Here is a 17,499-nt window from a genome sequence, read left to right as displayed (position 1 = left end):
GCGTCACCCCAGCAACGCCGCGATCACCACCAGGACCGGGACCGCCAGCATCGTCGACAGCAGGATCGACTCGCGGGCCAGGATCTCGCCGACGCGGTAGCGGGAGGCGTAGGTGAAGAGGTTCTGGGCGGCCGGCAGGGCCGAGGTGACGACCACGTCGAGCAGGGGTTCGCCCCGCAGGCCGAAGACGCCCGCTGCCAGGGCCCATGCGGCCAGTGGCTGCCCCACGGACTTGAGGGCGACGGACAGCAGCACGGGCGCCCGGTCGGGCCCGCGGCCCGGCATGGTGCTGCCGCACAGGGAGATGCCGAAGGCGAGCAGCACGGCCGGGACCGACATGTTCCCGATCAGGGTCAGCGGATCCATGACCGGCCCGGGGACGGTGAGCCCGGTCGCCGAGACGGCCACCCCGGAGAGCGAGCCGATCCCGACGGGGTTGCGGACGGGGGCCGTCACCCGCCGCCACAGCGGCTGCTTCTCGCCCGCGCCCGACAGGTCCAGGACCGTCAGGGCGACCGGCGTCATCACGATCTGCTGGAACAACAGGACCGGCGCGACGAGTGAGGCGTCCCCGAGGACGTACACGGCGATCGGGATACCGAGATTGCCCGCGTTGACGTAACTGGAGCAGAGCGCGCCGATCGTCGTACGGCCCACGCCCCACCGGCGTACCGCACCGATCGCGACGAAGATCCCCGCCACCGCGAAGGTACTGACCGCCGTCACCAGCAGCCGGTTCGACAGGATCACCGACAGGTCGGCCCGCGCGAGGGTGGTGAAGAGCAGCGCGGGAGTGGCGACATGGAACGCGAGCTTGGTCAGCACCTCCCGCCCGTTGTCCCCGAGATACCCCCGGCGCCCGATCACATAGCCGACCCCGATGACGACGGCGATGACCGCGAACCCGTTCAGCACCCCCTGCACGGGACCTCCGGTGAGCCCGGGGTTCGGCGGAGGCCGGGTATTCGAGGCGGGACGGGCGAGTATTCATGGGTCATACACCCAACCCTAGAGCCGAGCGAGACCCCCACGGCCCTTCCCTTCTCCGCCCCGCCCCGCCACCGAATGGGGGCTCCGCCCCCTCGCCCCCGTTCGCGCAGTTCCCCGCGCCCCTGAGGGGGCTATGAACTGCGCGGGCAACCCCCACGCACCCGCACCCGACAACGGCGCTGGGCTCTTGAGGGGCGCGGGGAACTGCGCGGGCAACCCCCACCGGGCCGGCACCCGACAACGGTGCCGGGCTTTTCAGGGGCGCGGGGAACTGCGCACCCGGCACCCACTCACCCGCACCCGACAACACCCCGGCCGACCGCAGGTCACCCCCTGAGCGTGGCCCCAAGCCAAAGCCCAGCGATGAGTTCCGCGCCCCCGCCGGGTCTACCGCACGTGGACGCCACGACACCCCCCGTACTCGTACTGCCCGGCCCCGTCACCAAGGACGACGTGCCGAGGCTCTGCGAAGCCGTGCGCATACGGCTGCAGCACACCACCACCCACGTCGTCGTCTGCGACGTCACCGCCCTGGGCCCCCCGGGCCTGACGACCATCGACGCGCTCGCGAGGATGCAGCTCGCGGCCCGCCGCGCCGGAGGCCGCATCAGACTCCGCGCCCCGGACCCCGCCCTACGGGCGCTGCTCGCCCTCGTCGCCCTGCCCTTCGAGCTGGAGAGGCAGCCCGAACAGCGGGAACCACCGCTGCGTGTCGAGGAAGCAGTGGAACCCGGTGATCCGCCCCTCTGAGATCTCCAGGACCTGCACGGCCCACGCCGTGTACCCGCCCGTCTCGGGCTCCGGCTTGTACTGGGCGAAGCCCGGCAGGCCGTTCACCGCGACCGGGACCAGACGGGAGTCCGCGCAGGCCGCACCGAGGGTCGTCATGAAGCCCGTGATGTCCGAGGGCCCGGTCAGCCACAGGTCGAACGGCGGCATCGTCATCACGGCGTCCTCGTGCAGGAGGGCCGTCAGCGCCGCCATGTCGTACCCCTCGAAGGCCGCCACATAGCGCTCAAGGAGCTTCTGCTGCTCCTCGTCGAGCGGGTCCGAGGTGACGGCCCGGGCCGCCGCGCTGTCGCTCCCGCTCTCCGAGAGCGTCGCGCGGGCTCGCTGGAGCGCGCTGTTCACGGAGGCGACCGTGGTGCCGAGCAGCTCGGCCACCTCGCTCGCCTTCCACGCCAGCACCTCGCGCAGGATGAGCACGGCCCGCTGCTTGGGCGGCAGCTGCTGCAGGGCGGCCATGAAGGCGAGGCGCACCGACTCCTTGGCCACGGCGGCCTCGGCCGGGTCGGCGACCGTCGGCAGTACGCGCGCGTCCGGCATCGGCTCCAGCCAGGTGTGGTCCGCGCGCGGCGTCAGGGCGGCCTGCGCGAGGGGCGTCGAGTCCGTCAGATCCATGGGCCGGGCCCGTTTGTTGCCGGCGGTCAGCATGTCCAGGCAGACGTTCGTCGCGATCCGGTACAGCCACGAACGCATCGAGGATCGGCCCTCGAACTTGTCGTAGCTGCGCCAGGCGCGCACCAGCGTGTCCTGGACCGCGTCCTCGGCCTCGAAGGACGAGCCGAGCATCCGGTAGCAGTACCCCGTCAGCTCGACCCGGTGCTTCTCCAGCCGGACGTCGAGGTCTTCCACCGTCGCCGTACCGTCGCTCATAGCCAACCCACCCCTGTGTGGCCTTGTCCGCCGTGCGAGTACCGCCCCATTGCGGTACCGGCACTCCGGAAGCTACCGCAGCCCACTGACAATGGCCCCCCGAGACGGAAAAGGTGCAGGTCAGGACAGATACTGTCCTGACCTGCACCCACCTGTACGCCGGTTGCCCCCAGGGAGGCCCGGGTGTGTCAGTGCCGTACGGCCACCAGCCGCCGCTGTGTCCGGGCCGCGTGCGAGCCGAGCACCGTGATCCCCACGACGCCGACCACCGCCAGCAGGCCGAGCGCGACCGTCCCCGCCCAGCCGCCGGAGTGGTAGGCGACCGCGCCGAGCGTGCCGCCCGCGCTGGAGCCCAGGTAGTAGGCGGACTGGTACAGCGCCGAGGCCTGGGCGCGGCCCTCCTTCGCCGTGTGGCTGACGGAGGAGGACGCCACCGCGTGCCCGGCGAAGAACCCGGCCGTGATCAGCACGAGCCCGAGCAGGACGAGAGGTATCGAGTCGGCCAGCGACACCAGCAGGCCCGCGGTCGTCGTGGCGCCCGCCAGATACAGCGCGCCGCGCCGCCCGAGCCGGTCCACCAGCTTTCCGGCGGTGGACGCCGAGACCGTACCGACCAGGTAGACGAGGAAGATCGAGCCGATGAGGCCCTGCGGAAGGGAGAACGGGGCGTCGGCGAGGCGGTAGCCGATCACCGTGTAGACGGCGCCGAACACCGTCATGAACAGCGCGCCGATCGCGTACAGCCTGCGCAGCAGCGGGTTCGCGAGGTGGTCGCGGACCGTGCGGACCAGTGCCGCGGGGCGCAGCGAACCGGCCTTGAAGTGCCGGGGCGCCGGGAGCAGCAGCCGGAAGGCGACGGCGCAGCCCACCGCGATCACGCCGATCACCGCGACGGCGACCCGCCAGCCCCACTCCTGCGCGACCCAGCCGGTGATGACACGGCCGCTCATCCCGCCGACGCTGTTGCCCGCCACGAACAGGCCGATGGCGGTGATGAGCGCCTTCGGCCGTACTTCCTCCGCCAGGTACGCCGTCGCCGAGGCGGGCAGCCCGGCCAGCGCCGCGCCCTGGACGGCCCGCAGCGCGATCAGCCAGCCGACCGAGGGGGCGAACGGCACGAGCAGCCCGACGGTCACCGCGACCGCGAGGGACGCCGTCATCAACGTACGCCGCCCGAACCGCTCGGAGAGCGCGCTCAGCGGCAGGACGAACAGGGCCAGTGCGCCGGTCGCCGCCGACACCGTCCAGCTCGCGGTGCTCGCCGTCACTCCGAAGTCGCCGGAGATGAGGGGGAGGAGGGCCTGGGTGGAGTAGAGGAGTGCGAAGGTCGCGACCCCGGCGAGGAAGAGGGCGAAGCTCATCCGGCGGTAGCCGGGCCCGCCCGGGGTCAGCCGGGTGTCGACGGGGACCGTTTCGGTGGCGTCGGCGGTCACTTCGGTGGAACGGGCGGCGGAGGGGGCGACCACGCGGGTGGACGCCCCGGTACTGGCGGAAGGCATGTTTCGAACCTAAAGTCCTCCCCGTCATCCGTCCAATGCATGGAATCGCCATAATCGTTCCTGTGATGCATCAGCAGAGGTCAGAGGGTCGCCTGTCACCGTCCGGTGACACAGAAGACATCGTCGCCGTGCTCGCCCCGCGCCTTGCGTACTTCGCCGGGGTCGCCCGCACCGAGCATGTGACGCGGGCCGCGCAGGAGATGCAGGTCCCGCAGTCGACGCTGTCCCGGGCGATGGTCCGCCTCGAACAGGACCTGGGAGTGGACCTGTTCGCCCGCCGGGGCCGCACGGTCTCCCTCACCCCCGCAGGCCGTACGTTCCTCGGCTCCGTGGAGCGGGCGCTCGCCGAGATCGAGCGGGCCGCCGACGAGGTACGGGCCGACGCCGACCCCACCACCGGCAAGGTCGCCTTCGGCTTCCTGCACACCATGGGCTCCGAGACGGTACCGGCGCTGATCCGGGCCTTCCGCGTCGACCACCCCCGCGTCCGCTTCAGCCTCGTCCAGAACTACGGCGAGGCGATGATCGAGCGCCTGCGCTCCGGCGAACTCGACCTCTGCCTCACCTCGCCCGTCCCGGACGCCCCCGACCTGGTCGGCCGCCGCCTGGACGAGCAGAAGCTGCGCCTGGTGGTCCCGGCCGACCACCGGCTGGCCTCCCGCCGCCGTATCCGCCTCGCCGAGGCCGCCGACGAGGCCTTCGTGACCCTGGAACCGGGCTACGGCCTGCGCCGCATCACCGACGACCTCTGCCGGCAGGCGGGCTTCCGCCCCCGGATCGCCTTCGAGGGCGAGGAGGCCGAGACCCTGCGTGGCCTGGTGGCGGCGGGCCTGGGAGTGGCCCTCCTGCCCCCGCCGGCCGTCCCCCGCCCAGGAGTGGTGGAACTGACGGTCACGGCCCCCAGGGCGGCCCGGGAGATCGGTGTGGCCTGGCTGGACGGCCACCCGGACACACCACCGGTGGCGGCCTTCAAGAAGTTCCTGCTCTCGAAAAGGGGAACGCTCCTGCCGGAGTGACCGACCGGGTCGTCCGCTGCCCGGACCGCGGCTGACGTTCACCGAGAACAAGAAGCCCTTCGCCGACGACTTCGGCCGCACGCTGCCCACCCCGTCGCCGCCCGCGGACGACCGCGCGTACGGGGCTCCTCCCCGGGCGGGTGGCAACTGGACCACCCTCGGCCCGGCCGACTCCGACTACGCGGTGATGCCGGGCACCGGCATCACCGCCCTCACCACCGACTGCGCGAGCCGCCACGCCACCGTCGGGGACTTGGGCGGCGGCCGGGGTGGCGGCGCGGGAGGTGGCGGCCGGGGTGGCGGCGCGGGAGGTGGCGGCCGGGGTGGCGGCGCGGGAGGTGGCGGCCGAGCCGCAACCGCACCCGCAGGCACCGCCGGCCCGGGAACCTCACCGATGGTGAAGCGATCGTCCGAAACCGGATGCGAGCGGCATCCGCAGCCCCAGTGGTGGGGGAGCCGCGAGCGCGTCCTCCACGGGGCGGGAGAACGCCCGGCCGAACAGCGCGCCCATCACGAAGTCCTCCGCGAGCGCGTGCACTTCGTCCCGGAACGCGTGCAGCGCGTGCCGGTCCGAGTGCACCTCGAACCGGCAGATGTCCCGGTTCGCCTTCTTGGCCCGCGCCGCGAGCCGGAACGACAACTCGGGGTCGGTCCGCTGGTCGTTGGTGCCGTGCACGATCAGCACCCGCCGCCCCGCGAGCTGCTTCACCGGTTCGGGCGGCGCCGCGACATCCTCCTCGGGCAGCCAGGGGGACAGCGCCAGCACGGAGTTGACGGCGGTGTGGCCTCCGGTGCGCAGGGCGGCCCGCCCGCCCATGTCCACCCCGGCCAGGCAGACGGGCACGTCCCCGTACCGCCGTACGACCTCGTCGGCGGCCCACTCGGCGTCCCGCGCCAGATGCGCCTCGCTGCCGTTCCAGCCGCGGAACCGGTAGTGCACCACGTGCACCGCCAGCCCCTCCGTGCGTCCCGCGCGGGTGAGCCGGCGGCCCAACGCCCTTACGGACGCGGCCGCCAGCATCGGTGAGGGTCTGCGGGAAGAGGTCTCCTCGCCGCCCGGCAGCAGCAGCACCACGCCGCTCACCGCCGTCGGCTCCGTGCCGAGCGCCCGCCCCAGCCGTGCCGTGCGAACCGGCGTCGCTTGCTGTGCCATGACAAAACAGTGTCAGAAGTAATGGTGTACGCCATCCGTCCGCACGGTCACCGTTACATATCGACGGATCCGCGCGAGGAGAGATCTACGCGCGTAGGCGTTAGAGTGCGGAAATGACGAGCCAGACCAAGAACACCCCGAGCTCGGAGCAGATCCGCCGGGCGCCGAAGGTCCTGCTGCACGATCACCTGGACGGCGGCCTGCGCCCCGGCACGATCGTCGACCTCGCCCGAGACGCGGGCTATACGGGCCTCCCGGAGACGGACGCCGACAAACTCGGCATCTGGTTCCGCGAGGCCGCCGACTCCGGTTCGCTGGAGCGGTACCTGGAGACCTTCGCGCACACCTGCGCCGTCATGCAGACCCGCGAGGCCCTGGTGCGCGTCGCCGCCGAGTGCGCCGAGGACCTCGCCGAGGACGGCGTCGTCTACGCCGAGGTGCGGTACGCGCCCGAGCAGCACCTCGAAGCAGGGCTCACGCTCGAAGAGGTCGTCGAGGCCGTCAACGAGGGCTTCCGGCAGGGCGAGCGGCTGGCCCGCGAGAACGGCCACCGCATCCGGGTCGGCGCCCTGCTCACCGCCATGCGGCACGCGGCCCGCGCCCTGGAGATCGCCGAACTCGCCAACCGCTACCGCGACCTGGGCGTCGTCGGCTTCGACATCGCCGGCGCCGAGGCGGGTTTCCCGCCCACCCGTCACCTGGACGCCTTCGAGTATCTGAAGCGGGAGAACAACCACTTCACGATCCACGCGGGCGAGGCCTTCGGGCTCCCCTCCATCTGGCAGGCGCTCCAGTGGTGCGGCGCCGACCGGCTGGGCCACGGCGTGCGCATCATCGACGACATCCAGGTGCAGGACGACGGCACGGTGGAACTGGGCCGCCTCGCCTCGTACGTACGCGACAAGCGGGTGCCGCTGGAGCTGTGCCCCAGTTCCAACCTGCAGACGGGCGCCGCCGACTCGTACGCCGACCACCCCATCGGGCTGCTGCGGCGGCTGCACTTCCGGGCGACCGTGAACACCGACAACCGCCTGATGTCCGGCACCAGCATGAGCCGGGAATTCGAGCACCTTGTCGACGCCTTCCGCTATTCGCTCGACGACATGCAGTGGTTCACAGTCAATGCGATGAAATCAGCATTCATTCCTTTCGATGAACGACTGGCCATGATCAACGATGTGATCAAGCCCGGTTATGCCGAGCTGAAGTCCGAATGGCTGTTCCAGCAGACCGCCTCCACCAGCGGTTCTGTGCGCGAAGAGGGCTGAAGCAGAAGGAAGGGAAGCGGCCGGGTGAGGACGACTCGGCCGCTTTTCGATGTTTGCGGGGCGCGCTCGCACGTGATTACCGTTTCGGACCGCTCAAAATCCCCGTCACAGCATGCAAGGACGAAGATGAAGCAGTCTGCTGCCAAGACCCTCGGTGTCGCCGCTCTCGGTGCCGCCTTCGCCGCCGCCGGAGCCGGCGCCGCCAACGCCGCTCCCGCGCTCCCGGAGGTCCCGGCGCTCGGCAACGCCACCAGCACGCTGCCCGTGGACAGCGCCGCCAAGGCCCTGCCCGGCACGGGCGAGGCGGTCCTCCAGGGCCAGAACGCGCTCGGCAGTGCTGTCACCGCCGCCCAGCCGGCCCTCGCGAACCTCCTCGCCGAGGGTCCCGCCGCGCCCGTCGCCGGTCTGCTCGGCGGACTGCCCATCCAGGGCCTGCCCACGCACGGCGCGCCGGTCAACGGCATCCCGCTGGGCTGAGCGGCATCCCGCTCGGGCCGAACCGGGCCCACCCCGTCCCCGTACGCGCCGATGGGGCGCACCCCCGCTCGGGTGCGCCCCATCGGCGTTCTCGTGTGCGGGGCCACCAGGCCGTGCGGGTCACCTGGCCGTGTGGGTCACCCGGCCGTGTGGGTCACCAGGCTGTGCGGGTCGCCTTGCCCTCGGAGGGGAAGAGGATCCACAGCGCTATGTAGAGCAGGAACTGCGGGCCCGGCAGCAGACAGGACAGCAGGAAGATCACGCGCATCGTGGTCGCGGAGGTGCCGAAGCGCCGCGCCAGCACTGCGCACACTCCGCCGATCATCCGGCTGTCGGTGGGGCGGGCAAGGCGGTTCATGGCGACTCCTTCGTGAGCGTCGTCGGACGGATCCGGGGCTTCCTGTGCGGTCGCCCCGTCTGACATCCACGGTACGGACACGAAGAGTCACGGGCGTCACTCTACGGAGCGATGCCGACCCTGGGAATCGTCGGGGTCAGACCCTGAGTCGACTCCTCCACCGCTTCCCTGCGGCGCAGCGCGGCGGCCCGGCTCCGCAACAGCGCCCTGCGGCGCAGCGCGGCCCGGGCGGCGGGTACGACGGCGAGATGGGCCAGCGCCACGCCGACGGTGTTCAGCAGCAGCGAGTCGACGTCGACGACCTGGCCGGGCACCCCGGTCTGCAGGAGCTCGATCCCCATCGACAGCAGCGCGCCCGCGGCGACCGTCCGCATCAGGGACAGCAGCGGGGAGACGGCGAGCCGGCCGCCCGCGAGCGGCAGCAGCACCCCGAGCGGGGCGAGCAGCAGCAGACCCTTGCCGATGGCGCGGGCCGCCGCCTCGGGGCCCATCTCCAGATCGGCCCTGATGCTGGCGAACGGACGCAGGTTCGCCGCGCTCACCCAGGGCACGTCCAGCGGCCGCAGCGTGACCCAGGCGACAAGCGCGAGATGTGCGACGAGGAGGAGACCTCCCGTCGCACGGACGCGGTTCACGGCGGTTTCGCCGTTCGAGCCTTGACGCTGCACGCCCCCCAAGACGCGGCCACCGGCAGGATCGGTTCCGTGTGACGGCGGCGCTTGGCCCGCACGGGTGAGGCGTGCGCCACAGCCCGGCTCCGGCCGACGGCTTCAGGACAGCCCCGGAAGGCGCCCGTCCGCGGGACGGAAGGGCGGCTCAAGGACGGCCCGGAAGGCGCCCTCCCGCAAGGCGGAAGGGACTCAGGTCCCGTCGGTCCGCGTCGAGGGCGGGGTCTCCGTGCCCGGCCGGGTACGCACGGCCTCCGTGCACTCGTAGCGCCGCGAGGCGTCGGTGCCGGGGCCGCCCAGGGTCACCGTGCCGTCGTCGGAGGCGGCCTCGGAGTCGCTGAAGGTGCAGATGATCTGTGCCAGCGCGTACGGGGTCAGCTCCGCGGGCGCCGTGCTCAGCCGGAGCGCGTCCCCCGGGTCGGTGCGCCGCGGGCCGGCCACCGTCAGGCCCTTCGGCACGGTCGTCGAGTAGTTCGCCTGCTTCTCCGCGTCCGACGGGGACTCGGAGAGCTCGTCGAGGAGGGCCTGCGCGGCGCGTACCCGGTCCGTCTCCGCGGGGCCCGCCTCGATGCGTACGGTCCGGTCGACCGGCGCGAGCTGGGAGGAGCAGACGAGGAACACCTGGACGAGGATGCCGCGCGAGGACTGCGTACCGATGTCGGGGCCGGTCAGCGCGCACGGCACCCGGGAGGGCGCGGGCCCGAAGTCGGTCGGCACCTCTGTCGCCCGGATCCCGCACCCGGCGAGCACCACGGCCAGCAGCGGCAGAACGAGCGCCAGCCGGACCGCGTGGGCCGCACGGGCCGCAAGAGCCGTCCCGGTCGAACGGGCCGCAAGGGCCGCGCCTGTCGATCGGGTCGCGCCCGAGGCACGTATACCCGGTGTGTCCCGGGTGTCCTGTACGGGCATCACACGCCCCCCTCGGTGCGGTCGGCGTCGGCCCGGTGGGTGTCCTCGGCGCCCGGGTCCCCGTGGTCCTCGGGGTCCTTCGGCTCGGAGGAGTCCAGCGGCAGGCGCAGGGTGAAGACCGCGCCGCCCTTGGGCGAGTTCGCGGCGGTGATCTCGCCGCCGTGGATGTGCGCGTTCTCCAGGGCGATGGACAGGCCGAGGCCGCTGCCCTCGGAGCGCGGCCGGGAGGCGCTCGCCTTGTAGAAGCGGTCGAAGACGTGCGGCAGGACGTCCTCGGGGATGCCGGGGCCGTGGTCCTGCACCTCGATGACCAGGTCGGCGCCCTCCTCGCGCACGCACACCCGCACCGGGGAACCGCCGTGCTTGAGGGCGTTGCCGATGAGGTTGGCGAGGATGACGTCCAGGCGGCGCGGGTCGACGTGCGCCATGATGCCGCGCCGGGCGTCCAGTTCGACCGCGTCCAGCCAGGCGCGCGCGTCGATGCACGCGGTGATCTGGTCGGCGATGTCGACGGTGTCGGAGACGAGCCGGGCGGTGCCCGCGTCGAAGCGGGTGACCTCCATCAGGTTCTCCACGAGGTTGTTCAGCCGCCGGGTCTCGCTGACGACGAGCCGCACCGCGGGTTCGATCATCGGGTCGACGCTGCCGGTCTCGGCGTCGAGCTCCTCCTCCAGCACCTCGGTCACCGCGGTGATCGCGGTCAGCGGGGTGCGCAGCTCGTGCGACATGTCCGCCACGAAGCGCCGGGACGCCTCGTCCCGGGCGCTCATGTCCGCGACGCGTTTCTCCAGCGACTCCGCCGTGCGGTTGAACGTCCGTGACAGATCGGCGAGTTCGTCCGTACCGGACACCCGCAGCCGGGTGTCGAGCTTGCCCTCGCCGAGCCGCCGGGCGGCGGTCCCCAGCCGGTGCACCGGCTTCAGTACGGTAGTCGCGGCGGCCTGCGCGAGCAGCGCCGAGCCGATCAGCGCGAGCCCGGTCGCGATCCCCAGCGACCAGGCGAGCGAGTTGAGGTCCTTGGCCTCCGGCTCCAGCGACTTGAGCATGTACCCGGTCGGCCCGCCGCCGATCACCTTGGCACCGCCCACCAGATACGGCTTGTCGCCCTGCACGGTCCGCTGCCAGTACAGGTGGTACGCGTACTTGTTGTGCGAGGAGATCTTCTGTTCCTTGTTCACCGCCTTCTGGAGGGACTGCGGTACGTCCTCCAGCGTGAAGGTGTCCAGGTCGGAGTTGCCGCGGACGGTCTCGCCGTTCTCGTCCTCGGCGATCAGCAGCACGCTGAAACGCTGGCTGCTGTTGGCCATCTGCCCGGCGGCGCGCTGCAGTTCGCCCTGCGTCGGATGCTGCCGCAGCGTGCTGGCGCGGGTCTGCATCGCCTGCTGGAAGTCACCGAGCACCGCGTCCTGCGTACGGGTGAGGACGGCCTCGCGGTTGAGCCAGTACGCGATCCCGGACGCCGACACGGCGGCCGTCAGCGCGACGAGCCCGAACACCACGACCAGGCGCAGCCGAAGACTGGTGAAGCGCAGCCCCGCCATGACCGTCCGACGGGCCGCCGCCCAGCCACGGAGCTTGTCCTGCGGTTTGGTCACTGAGGATTGTCCAGCCGGTAGCCGACGCCGCGCACGGTACGGATCAGGGTCGGCGAGGACGGCACGTCCTCCACCTTCGCGCGCAGCCGCTGCACGCACGCGTCGACGAGCCGTGAGTCGCCGAGGTAGTCGTGCTCCCACACCAGCCGCAGCAACTGCTGCCGGGACAGGGCCTGGCCGGGCCGCCGGCTCAGCTCCAGCAGCAGCCGCAGCTCGGTGGGCGTCAGCTGCAGATCCTCGCCGTTCTTCGTCACGGTCATCGCGGCACGGTCGATCACCAGCGAACCGAAGGTCGCCGAGTCGTTCGCCTCGCGCTCGCCGCGGCGCAGCACGGCCCGGATCCGGGCGTCGAGCACCCGCCCCTGCACGGGTTTGACCACGTAGTCGTCGGCACCGGACTCCAGACCGACCACGACGTCGATGTCATCGCTGCGCGCGGTCAGCAGGATGATCGGCAACTGGTCCGTCCGCCGGATGCGCCGGCACACCTCGAATCCGTCGATGCCTGGCAGCATCACGTCGAGGACGATCAGATCCGGCCGTTGCTCGCGCAACAGCTTCAGTCCGTCCTCGCCGGTGGCAGCGGTGGCCACCCGGTGTCCCTGGCGCGTCAGCGAGAGCTCCAGGGCCGTCCGGATGGCGTCGTCGTCCTCGATCAGCAACAGGGAAGGCACGGACGTCATTCTGTCCCATGACGTGGGCGGGTATCGACTGTTGGAGCGCTCCCACACATGTCCCGCGCACGAGTGCGTGGCCGAGGCGTGCCGAGTGTGCCGGATGAGTAGCCGTACGACGCTTCTCTGTGATCGGGCTGTGGAAATCGACGGTGACGGGAAGTGCCGGACAGGTCCCGGCCCCTGTGACAGGTCTGTGACAGTCGGGGGACACCGTCATGAAGTGACCCCGGCAAGCTTTTGGTCACAAGCACGGAAGCACCACAGCGAAGCCGGCGGGACAGTCGGCGGCGAAGTAGGCGAAGTACCGGAGAACCGGAACTCCACGACGGGGGGCGCGAGATGAACACGCTGCACAGCACCAGCACTGGCGCAGTAATCACGCGGCTCCACGACGTCACGAGGAGCACCGAGAAGTCCGGTGCCGTGAGCGGGCGGGGGTGCGCTCGCGGCACCGGGCGTCAGCACACCGGGTCGTACATGACGGTGGTTGACGCACATGCGGGGGGAAGCGGCACGGGGGCTGCCCACGGGGGAACGGGGGCGGCGTACGGGGAGGTCACGGGGGAGCGGCACTCGGTGTCGGAGGCGGAGTTCACCGCCTACGTCCAGGAGCGCCGCGCCTCCCTGTACGCGACCGCCTACCACCTGACCGGCGACCGTTTCGAGGCCGAGGACCTGCTGCAGAGCGCCCTCTTCTCGACGTACCGGGCATGGGACCGCATCAGCGACAAGGCCGCGGTCGGGGGCTACCTCCGCCGCACGATGACCAATCTGCACATCAGCGCGTGGCGCCGCCGCAAGCTGAACGAATACCCGACCGAGGAGCTGCCGGAGACGGCCGGCGACACGGACGCGATGCGCGGCACGGAGCTGCGCGCGGTCCTGTGGCAGGCGCTCGCCCGGCTCCCCGAACTCCAGCGCACCATGTTGGTCCTGCGTTACTACGAGGGCCGCACGGACCCGGAGATCGCGGAGATCCTCGACATCAGTGTCGGCACGGTGAAGTCCAGCATCTGGCGGTCGCTCCGCCGGCTGCGCGAGGACGACGTCCTCAGCTTCGGCCGTGACGAGGAGGAGTCCTTCGGGGAGCTCGTCGCCTGAAGGGTGTGGGGGGATGTCCGGCACTCCGGGGGGAGGCGTCGGACAGCACGGAAAAGTTCGTCACTTCGGGGGAGGCGGCGAACAGCACGGGGGGTCCGCCGCTCCGGGGGGAGACGGCGGACGGCAACAAGGGGCGGTCCGTCACTTCGGGGGAGGCGACGGACGGCTTCGGGGGAGTGACAACGGGGTCCGGGGGGACCACGGGGGAGCACGAAGAGCAGCGGGACCGGAGGGGCCGGGGGGCCCAACCGGTCCCGCTGTTCTTGCCCGTGCTTTCAGGGGCGCGGAGAACGGCGCAATCTTTTGCTGTTTAGGGGCGCGGGGAACGGCGCAGTCTTTTAGGGGCGCGGGGAACTGCGCGAGCTCAGCCCCCGCTCACCCGCACGTCATCCACAACCTCCGGCGCGGAGCGCGAAACGGCGGCCAGCCGCCCGAGCGCCTCGTCGCGATCACACGCGTACGCCCCGAGCGCGGTCTGCCGCGACACGATCGACCGCTCGTCGCGCATCAACCGCCACCCCCTGCGGAGCAGGAACGGCACGGACTTCCGCCCCTCGCGCAGATCCCGCAGGAACCGCCGCCGGAACGTCGTCACGGCTCCCCGGCTCAGACAGAGCGCGTCGGCCAGCAGCCCCGCCTCCCGGCACCGCTCCACTATCTCCGCCGCGAAGATGCCCTCGGCGATGAAGACCGGGGTCCCCTCGAAGTCGACGGTCTCGGCACCCGTACGCGCGCTCAGCGAGATGTCGTACACGGGAACGCTCGTACGCCCCGTCCCGCACAGCTCCGCGATCGCCGCGACGGCCGCGTCCGCGTCCCAGGACAGCGGGTGGTCCCAGTCGATGTCCGAACTGCCCACGACCTGCGGCAGCGTCGGGTCGTGGCCCTCTTTGTAGAAGTCGTCGAGCCGCAGCACCGGAAGGCCGGAGCGGGCCGCGAGAAGGGACTTGCCGGAGCCGGAGGGGCCGCACAGCAGTACGACACGGGCGGTTGCCGGGGAATTCGGGAGATGGGAACTCACGAGACACCAGTGTGCGGCATCATCCGCTCCCGGCCGAGTCCGCGGGTCGTCTTTGGAGTGCACGTCACCCCTCAACTACCCTACGTGTCGACCTGATTACTTTGCGCAGCAGAAGGTGGCAGCAGCGATGGCACGACACTCGGCCCTTCAGAACCCGACCGCCCGGCGCGCGTTGCTGGCCCTCACCACCGCGGGGATCGCGGTCGGCGCCGGTGCGACCGCGGCCGTCGCGGACACCGACCCCGTGGTGGACGTGATCCGCACCCGCCCGACCTCGCTGGGCAACATCGACCCGCAGGCCGGTCTCCAGGCCATGACCGGGACGGTCGGGTACGTGACCGGTCCGGTCGCGGGACTGAAGCCCAACCCGCTGGCGGGCACGGGCGTCGACCCGCTCGACAACGGGCTGGGCACGCAGGTGGCCGACTTCCCGCCGATGGCGACGACCATGCTGACGGCGCCGGTCGCCCAGGCCCAGTCGCTGGGCAGCGTTCCGGTACTGGGCCAGGTGACGACCCTGCTGGGCGCCTGAACCGTACGAACCCGCGGGGCGGGCGAGGGAACCGTGCATCCCCGGACGGTGGCGGGAGAGAACGGCGCCTCCCCGGACGGTGGCGAGGGAGAGCCGCGCCTCCCCCGGACGGTGGGGAAGCGCGGCTCTCCCGCTCTGGTGGGCCGGACGCCGACTCGGTGGAACGCTGCCTGGGCCGGCCCGGTGGAGCGTCGCCCTAGTAGGACGAGCCGGACGCGCCCAGCGCTCCCGTGGGGTGCCAGACCGTCTTCGTCTCCAGGAAGGCCGTGAGGCGGTCGGTGCCGGGCGTGGCGGAGTAATCCACAGGCTGTGGACGGACGACCCGCTTGAGGTTGTCGGCCGCCGCGATCTCCAGTTCCTTCGCGAGCGCCTCGTCGGCGCCCGCCAGGTCGATCGCGTTGACGTCCTGGTGGGCGGCGAGCGGGGCGGCGATCTCCGCCGTACCGCCCGTGAGGATGTTCACCACGCCGCCCGGGACGTCGGAGGTCGCCAGGACCTCGCCCAGTGACAGCGCGGGGAGCGGGGACTTCTCGCTCGCGATCACGACCGCGGTGTTGCCGGTCGCGATGACCGGGGCGAGCACCGAGACCAGGCCGAGGAAGGACGACTCCTGGGGGGCGAGGACCGTCACGACCCCCGTCGGCTCGGGGGACGAGAGGTTGAAGTACGGGCCCGCCACCGGGTTCGCGCCGCCGACGACCTGGGCGATCTTGTCGGTCCAGCCCGCGTACCAGACCCAGCGGTCGATGGCCGCCTCGACCTGCTCGGCGGCCTTCGCCTTCGACAGGCCCTCGGCGTCGGCGACCTCCTGGACGAACTGGCCCTTGCGGCCCTCCAGCATCTCCGCGACGCGGTAGAGGACCTGGCCGCGGTTGTACGCGGTCGCGCCTGACCAGCCGCCGAACGCCTTGCGGGCGGCGACGACCGCGTCACGGGCGTCCTTGCGGCTCGCGCGCGGCGCGTTGGCCAGCCACGTGCCCCTGGGGTCAGTCACCTCGTACACCCGGCCGCTCTCGGAACGCGGGAACTTCCCGCCGACGTACAGCTTGTAGGTCTTGAAGACGCTCAGACGCCGGTGCTGCTCGGCCTTCTTGTCGGTGGTCTTCTCGCTGGTCTTCTCGGTGTTCTTCGGCTTGTCAGACATCGAGGTACGCCTCCAGGCCGTGGCGACCGCCCTCGCGGCCGTAGCCCGACTCCTTGTAGCCGCCGAACGGCGAGGTCGGATCGAACTTGTTGAACGTGTTGGACCAGATGACACCCGCGCGCAGCTTGCCCGCGACCGCCAGGATGCGGGAGCCCTTCTCGGTCCAGATGCCCGCCGAGAGTCCGTACTGGCTGTTGTTGGCCTTCGCGACCGCCTCGTCCGGGGTGCGGAAGGTGAGGACGGACAGGACCGGGCCGAAGATCTCGTCGCGGGCCACGGTGTGCGCCTGGGTGACGTTCGTGAAGAGCGTCGGGGCGAACCAGTAGCCGGACGACGGCAGTTCGCAGGACGGGGACCAGCGCTCGGCGCCCTCGGCCTCGCCCTGCTCGACGAGCGAGGAGATACGCGCGAGCTGCTCGGCGGAGTTGATCGCGCCGATGTCGGTGTTCTTGTCGAGCGGGTCACCCAGGCGCAGCGTGGCGAGCCTGCGCTTGAGGGAGTCGAGCAGCTCGTCGTGGATCGACTCCTGGACGAGGAGGCGGGAGCCCGCGCAGCAGACCTGGCCCTGGTTGAAGAAGATGCCCGTGACGATGCCCTCGACGGCCTGGTCGATGGGCGCGTCGTCGAAGACGATGTTGGCGCCCTTGCCGCCCAGTTCGAGCGTGACCTTCTTCTTCGTGCCCGCCACCTGGCGGGCGATGGCCTTGCCCACGGCGGTGGAGCCGGTGAAGGCCACCTTGTTGACGTCCGGGTGCGCGACGAGGGCCGCGCCCGTGTCGCCGTAACCGGGAAGGATGTTGACGACGCCCTTGGGCAGGCCCGCCTGGCGGCAGATGTCCGCGAAGAACAGGGCGGACAGGGGGGTCGTCTCGGCGGGCTTCAGCACCACCGTGTTGCCCGTCGCGAGCGCCGGGGCGATCTTCCACGCGAGCATCAGGAGCGGGAAGTTCCAGGGGATGACCTGGCCGGCGACGCCCAGGGGGCGCGGGTTCGACCCGAAGCCGGCGTGGTCGAGCTTGTCCGCCCAGCCCGCGTAGTAGAAGAAGTGCGCGGCTACGAGGGGGAGGTCGGCGTCCCTCGTCTCCTTGATGGGCTTTCCGTTGTCCAGCGTCTCCAGGACGGCCAGTTCGCGGCTGCGCTCCTGGATGATCCGGGCGATACGGAACAGGTACTTGGCGCGCTCGGAGCCGGGCAGCGCGGACCACTTCTCGAAGGCCCTGCGGGCGGCCTTCACCGCGCGGTCGACGTCCGCCTCACCGGCCTGGGCGACCTCGGAGAGGACTTCCTCGGTGCTCGGGCTGACCGTTTTGAAGACCTTGCCGTCGGCGGCCTCGGTGAACTCGCCGTCGATGAACAGGCCGTAGGAGGGCGCGATGTCGACGACGGAGCGGGACTCGGGCGCCGGTGCGTATGCGAATGCGGAATCCATTGCGGA

General features: G+C 71.4%; 18 protein-coding genes. 6 read left to right on the top strand and 12 right to left on the bottom strand.

Annotated elements, in window-relative coordinates; genetic code table 11:
- Positions 1–3: 3 nt before the first annotated feature.
- Positions 4–924, bottom strand: coding sequence for an AEC family transporter (locus IE278_RS06040; RefSeq protein ID WP_189769519.1), 921 nt, complete (start codon positions 922–924; stop codon positions 4–6).
- A gap of 429 nt (positions 925–1,353) precedes the next feature.
- Here IE278_RS06040 and IE278_RS06035 point away from each other — a divergent pair, with 429 nt between their 5' ends.
- Positions 1,354–1,740 (top strand): STAS domain-containing protein, encoded by a 387-nt coding sequence (locus tag IE278_RS06035; RefSeq protein ID WP_189769517.1) that lies wholly within the window; start codon positions 1,354–1,356, stop codon positions 1,738–1,740.
- Here the strand turns inward: IE278_RS06035 and IE278_RS06030 are convergent.
- Both IE278_RS06030 and IE278_RS06025 read right to left on the bottom strand, forming a co-directional pair.
- Positions 1,624–2,646, bottom strand: coding sequence for a sigma-70 family RNA polymerase sigma factor (locus IE278_RS06030; RefSeq protein WP_189769515.1), 1,023 nt, complete (start codon positions 2,644–2,646; stop codon positions 1,624–1,626). The genes IE278_RS06035 and IE278_RS06030 overlap by 117 nt on opposite strands.
- Before the next feature lie 188 nt (positions 2,647–2,834).
- Positions 2,835–4,145: an MFS transporter gene (locus tag IE278_RS06025; RefSeq protein ID WP_189769513.1), complete on the bottom strand. Its 1,311-nt coding sequence runs from the start codon at positions 4,143–4,145 to the stop codon at positions 2,835–2,837.
- Between the two features lie 62 nt (positions 4,146–4,207).
- Between IE278_RS06025 and IE278_RS06020 the strand changes: the two genes are divergently transcribed.
- Positions 4,208–5,161 (top strand): LysR family transcriptional regulator, encoded by a 954-nt coding sequence (locus IE278_RS06020; RefSeq protein ID WP_194709344.1) that lies wholly within the window; start codon positions 4,208–4,210, stop codon positions 5,159–5,161.
- A 388-nt stretch (positions 5,162–5,549) separates the two neighbouring features.
- On the opposite strand, the gene IE278_RS06015 is transcribed toward IE278_RS06020, so the two are convergent.
- Positions 5,550–6,314: a dienelactone hydrolase family protein gene (locus IE278_RS06015; RefSeq protein ID WP_189769509.1), complete on the bottom strand. Its 765-nt coding sequence runs from the start codon at positions 6,312–6,314 to the stop codon at positions 5,550–5,552.
- 113 nt (positions 6,315–6,427) lie between these two features.
- Between IE278_RS06015 and IE278_RS06010 the strand changes: the two genes are divergently transcribed.
- Positions 6,428–7,582 carry an adenosine deaminase gene (locus IE278_RS06010; protein WP_189769507.1) on the top strand — a complete coding sequence of 385 codons (1,155 nt, stop codon included), beginning with the start codon at positions 6,428–6,430 and terminating at the stop codon, positions 7,580–7,582.
- A 126-nt stretch (positions 7,583–7,708) separates the two neighbouring features.
- Entirely contained in the window at positions 7,709–8,059 is a 351-nt protein-coding gene (locus IE278_RS06005) for an ATP-binding protein (RefSeq protein ID WP_189769505.1), read from the top strand.
- A gap of 154 nt (positions 8,060–8,213) precedes the next feature.
- On the opposite strand, the gene IE278_RS06000 is transcribed toward IE278_RS06005, so the two are convergent.
- The 5 genes from IE278_RS06000 to afsQ1 all read right to left on the bottom strand — a co-directional run bounded on the left by IE278_RS06000 (position 8,214) and on the right by afsQ1 (position 12,263).
- Positions 8,214–8,417: a PspC domain-containing protein gene (locus IE278_RS06000; protein WP_189769503.1), complete on the bottom strand. Its 204-nt coding sequence runs from the start codon at positions 8,415–8,417 to the stop codon at positions 8,214–8,216.
- 101 nt (positions 8,418–8,518) lie between these two features.
- Positions 8,519–9,085, bottom strand: a complete 567-nt coding sequence (locus tag IE278_RS05995; protein WP_189769501.1) for a VanZ family protein — start codon at positions 9,083–9,085, stop codon at positions 8,519–8,521.
- Between the two features lie 192 nt (positions 9,086–9,277).
- Positions 9,278–9,994, bottom strand: a complete 717-nt coding sequence (locus IE278_RS05990; RefSeq protein ID WP_246569998.1) for a hypothetical protein — start codon at positions 9,992–9,994, stop codon at positions 9,278–9,280.
- Complete coding sequence (locus IE278_RS05985; protein ID WP_281403127.1) at positions 9,994–11,589, bottom strand: ATP-binding protein; 1,596 nt, start codon at positions 11,587–11,589, stop codon at positions 9,994–9,996. Before IE278_RS05985 ends, IE278_RS05990 begins: the two co-directional genes overlap by 1 nt.
- The gene (gene afsQ1, locus IE278_RS05980; RefSeq protein ID WP_099505496.1) at positions 11,586–12,263 is read right to left on the bottom strand and encodes a two-component system response regulator AfsQ1; all 678 of its coding nucleotides are present in this window, start codon (positions 12,261–12,263) and stop codon (positions 11,586–11,588) included. Before afsQ1 ends, IE278_RS05985 begins: the two co-directional genes overlap by 4 nt.
- Before the next feature lie 342 nt (positions 12,264–12,605).
- Here afsQ1 and IE278_RS05975 point away from each other — a divergent pair, with 342 nt between their 5' ends.
- The gene (locus IE278_RS05975) at positions 12,606–13,367 is read left to right on the top strand and encodes a SigE family RNA polymerase sigma factor (RefSeq protein ID WP_189769500.1); all 762 of its coding nucleotides are present in this window, start codon (positions 12,606–12,608) and stop codon (positions 13,365–13,367) included.
- Between the two features lie 364 nt (positions 13,368–13,731).
- Here the strand turns inward: IE278_RS05975 and IE278_RS05970 are convergent, their stop codons facing one another.
- Positions 13,732–14,388 (bottom strand): uridine kinase, encoded by a 657-nt coding sequence (locus tag IE278_RS05970; RefSeq protein ID WP_246569996.1) that lies wholly within the window; start codon positions 14,386–14,388, stop codon positions 13,732–13,734.
- A gap of 127 nt (positions 14,389–14,515) precedes the next feature.
- On the opposite strand from IE278_RS05970, the gene IE278_RS05965 reads away from it, so the two are divergent.
- Positions 14,516–14,920, top strand: a complete 405-nt coding sequence (locus IE278_RS05965) for a hypothetical protein (RefSeq protein ID WP_189769497.1) — start codon at positions 14,516–14,518, stop codon at positions 14,918–14,920.
- A gap of 196 nt (positions 14,921–15,116) precedes the next feature.
- Here IE278_RS05965 and IE278_RS05960 read toward each other — a convergent pair whose 3' ends face one another.
- Both IE278_RS05960 and IE278_RS05955 read right to left on the bottom strand, forming a co-directional pair.
- A complete protein-coding gene (locus IE278_RS05960; RefSeq protein ID WP_189769496.1) occupies positions 15,117–16,064 on the bottom strand; it encodes an aldehyde dehydrogenase family protein in 948 nt (315 codons plus the stop codon).
- Positions 16,057–17,493: an aldehyde dehydrogenase family protein gene (locus IE278_RS05955; RefSeq protein ID WP_189769495.1), complete on the bottom strand. Its 1,437-nt coding sequence runs from the start codon at positions 17,491–17,493 to the stop codon at positions 16,057–16,059. Before IE278_RS05955 ends, IE278_RS05960 begins: the two co-directional genes overlap by 8 nt.
- Positions 17,494–17,499 lie beyond the last annotated feature (6 nt).

Origin of the sequence: Streptomyces tauricus (genome assembly GCF_014650955.1) — a bacterium.
GTDB classification, from domain to species: Bacteria; Actinomycetota; Actinomycetes; order Streptomycetales; family Streptomycetaceae; genus Streptomyces; species Streptomyces tauricus.
Note: the sequence above shows the minus strand (reverse complement) of the source record. Positions and strands in the feature narration are given on the sequence as shown.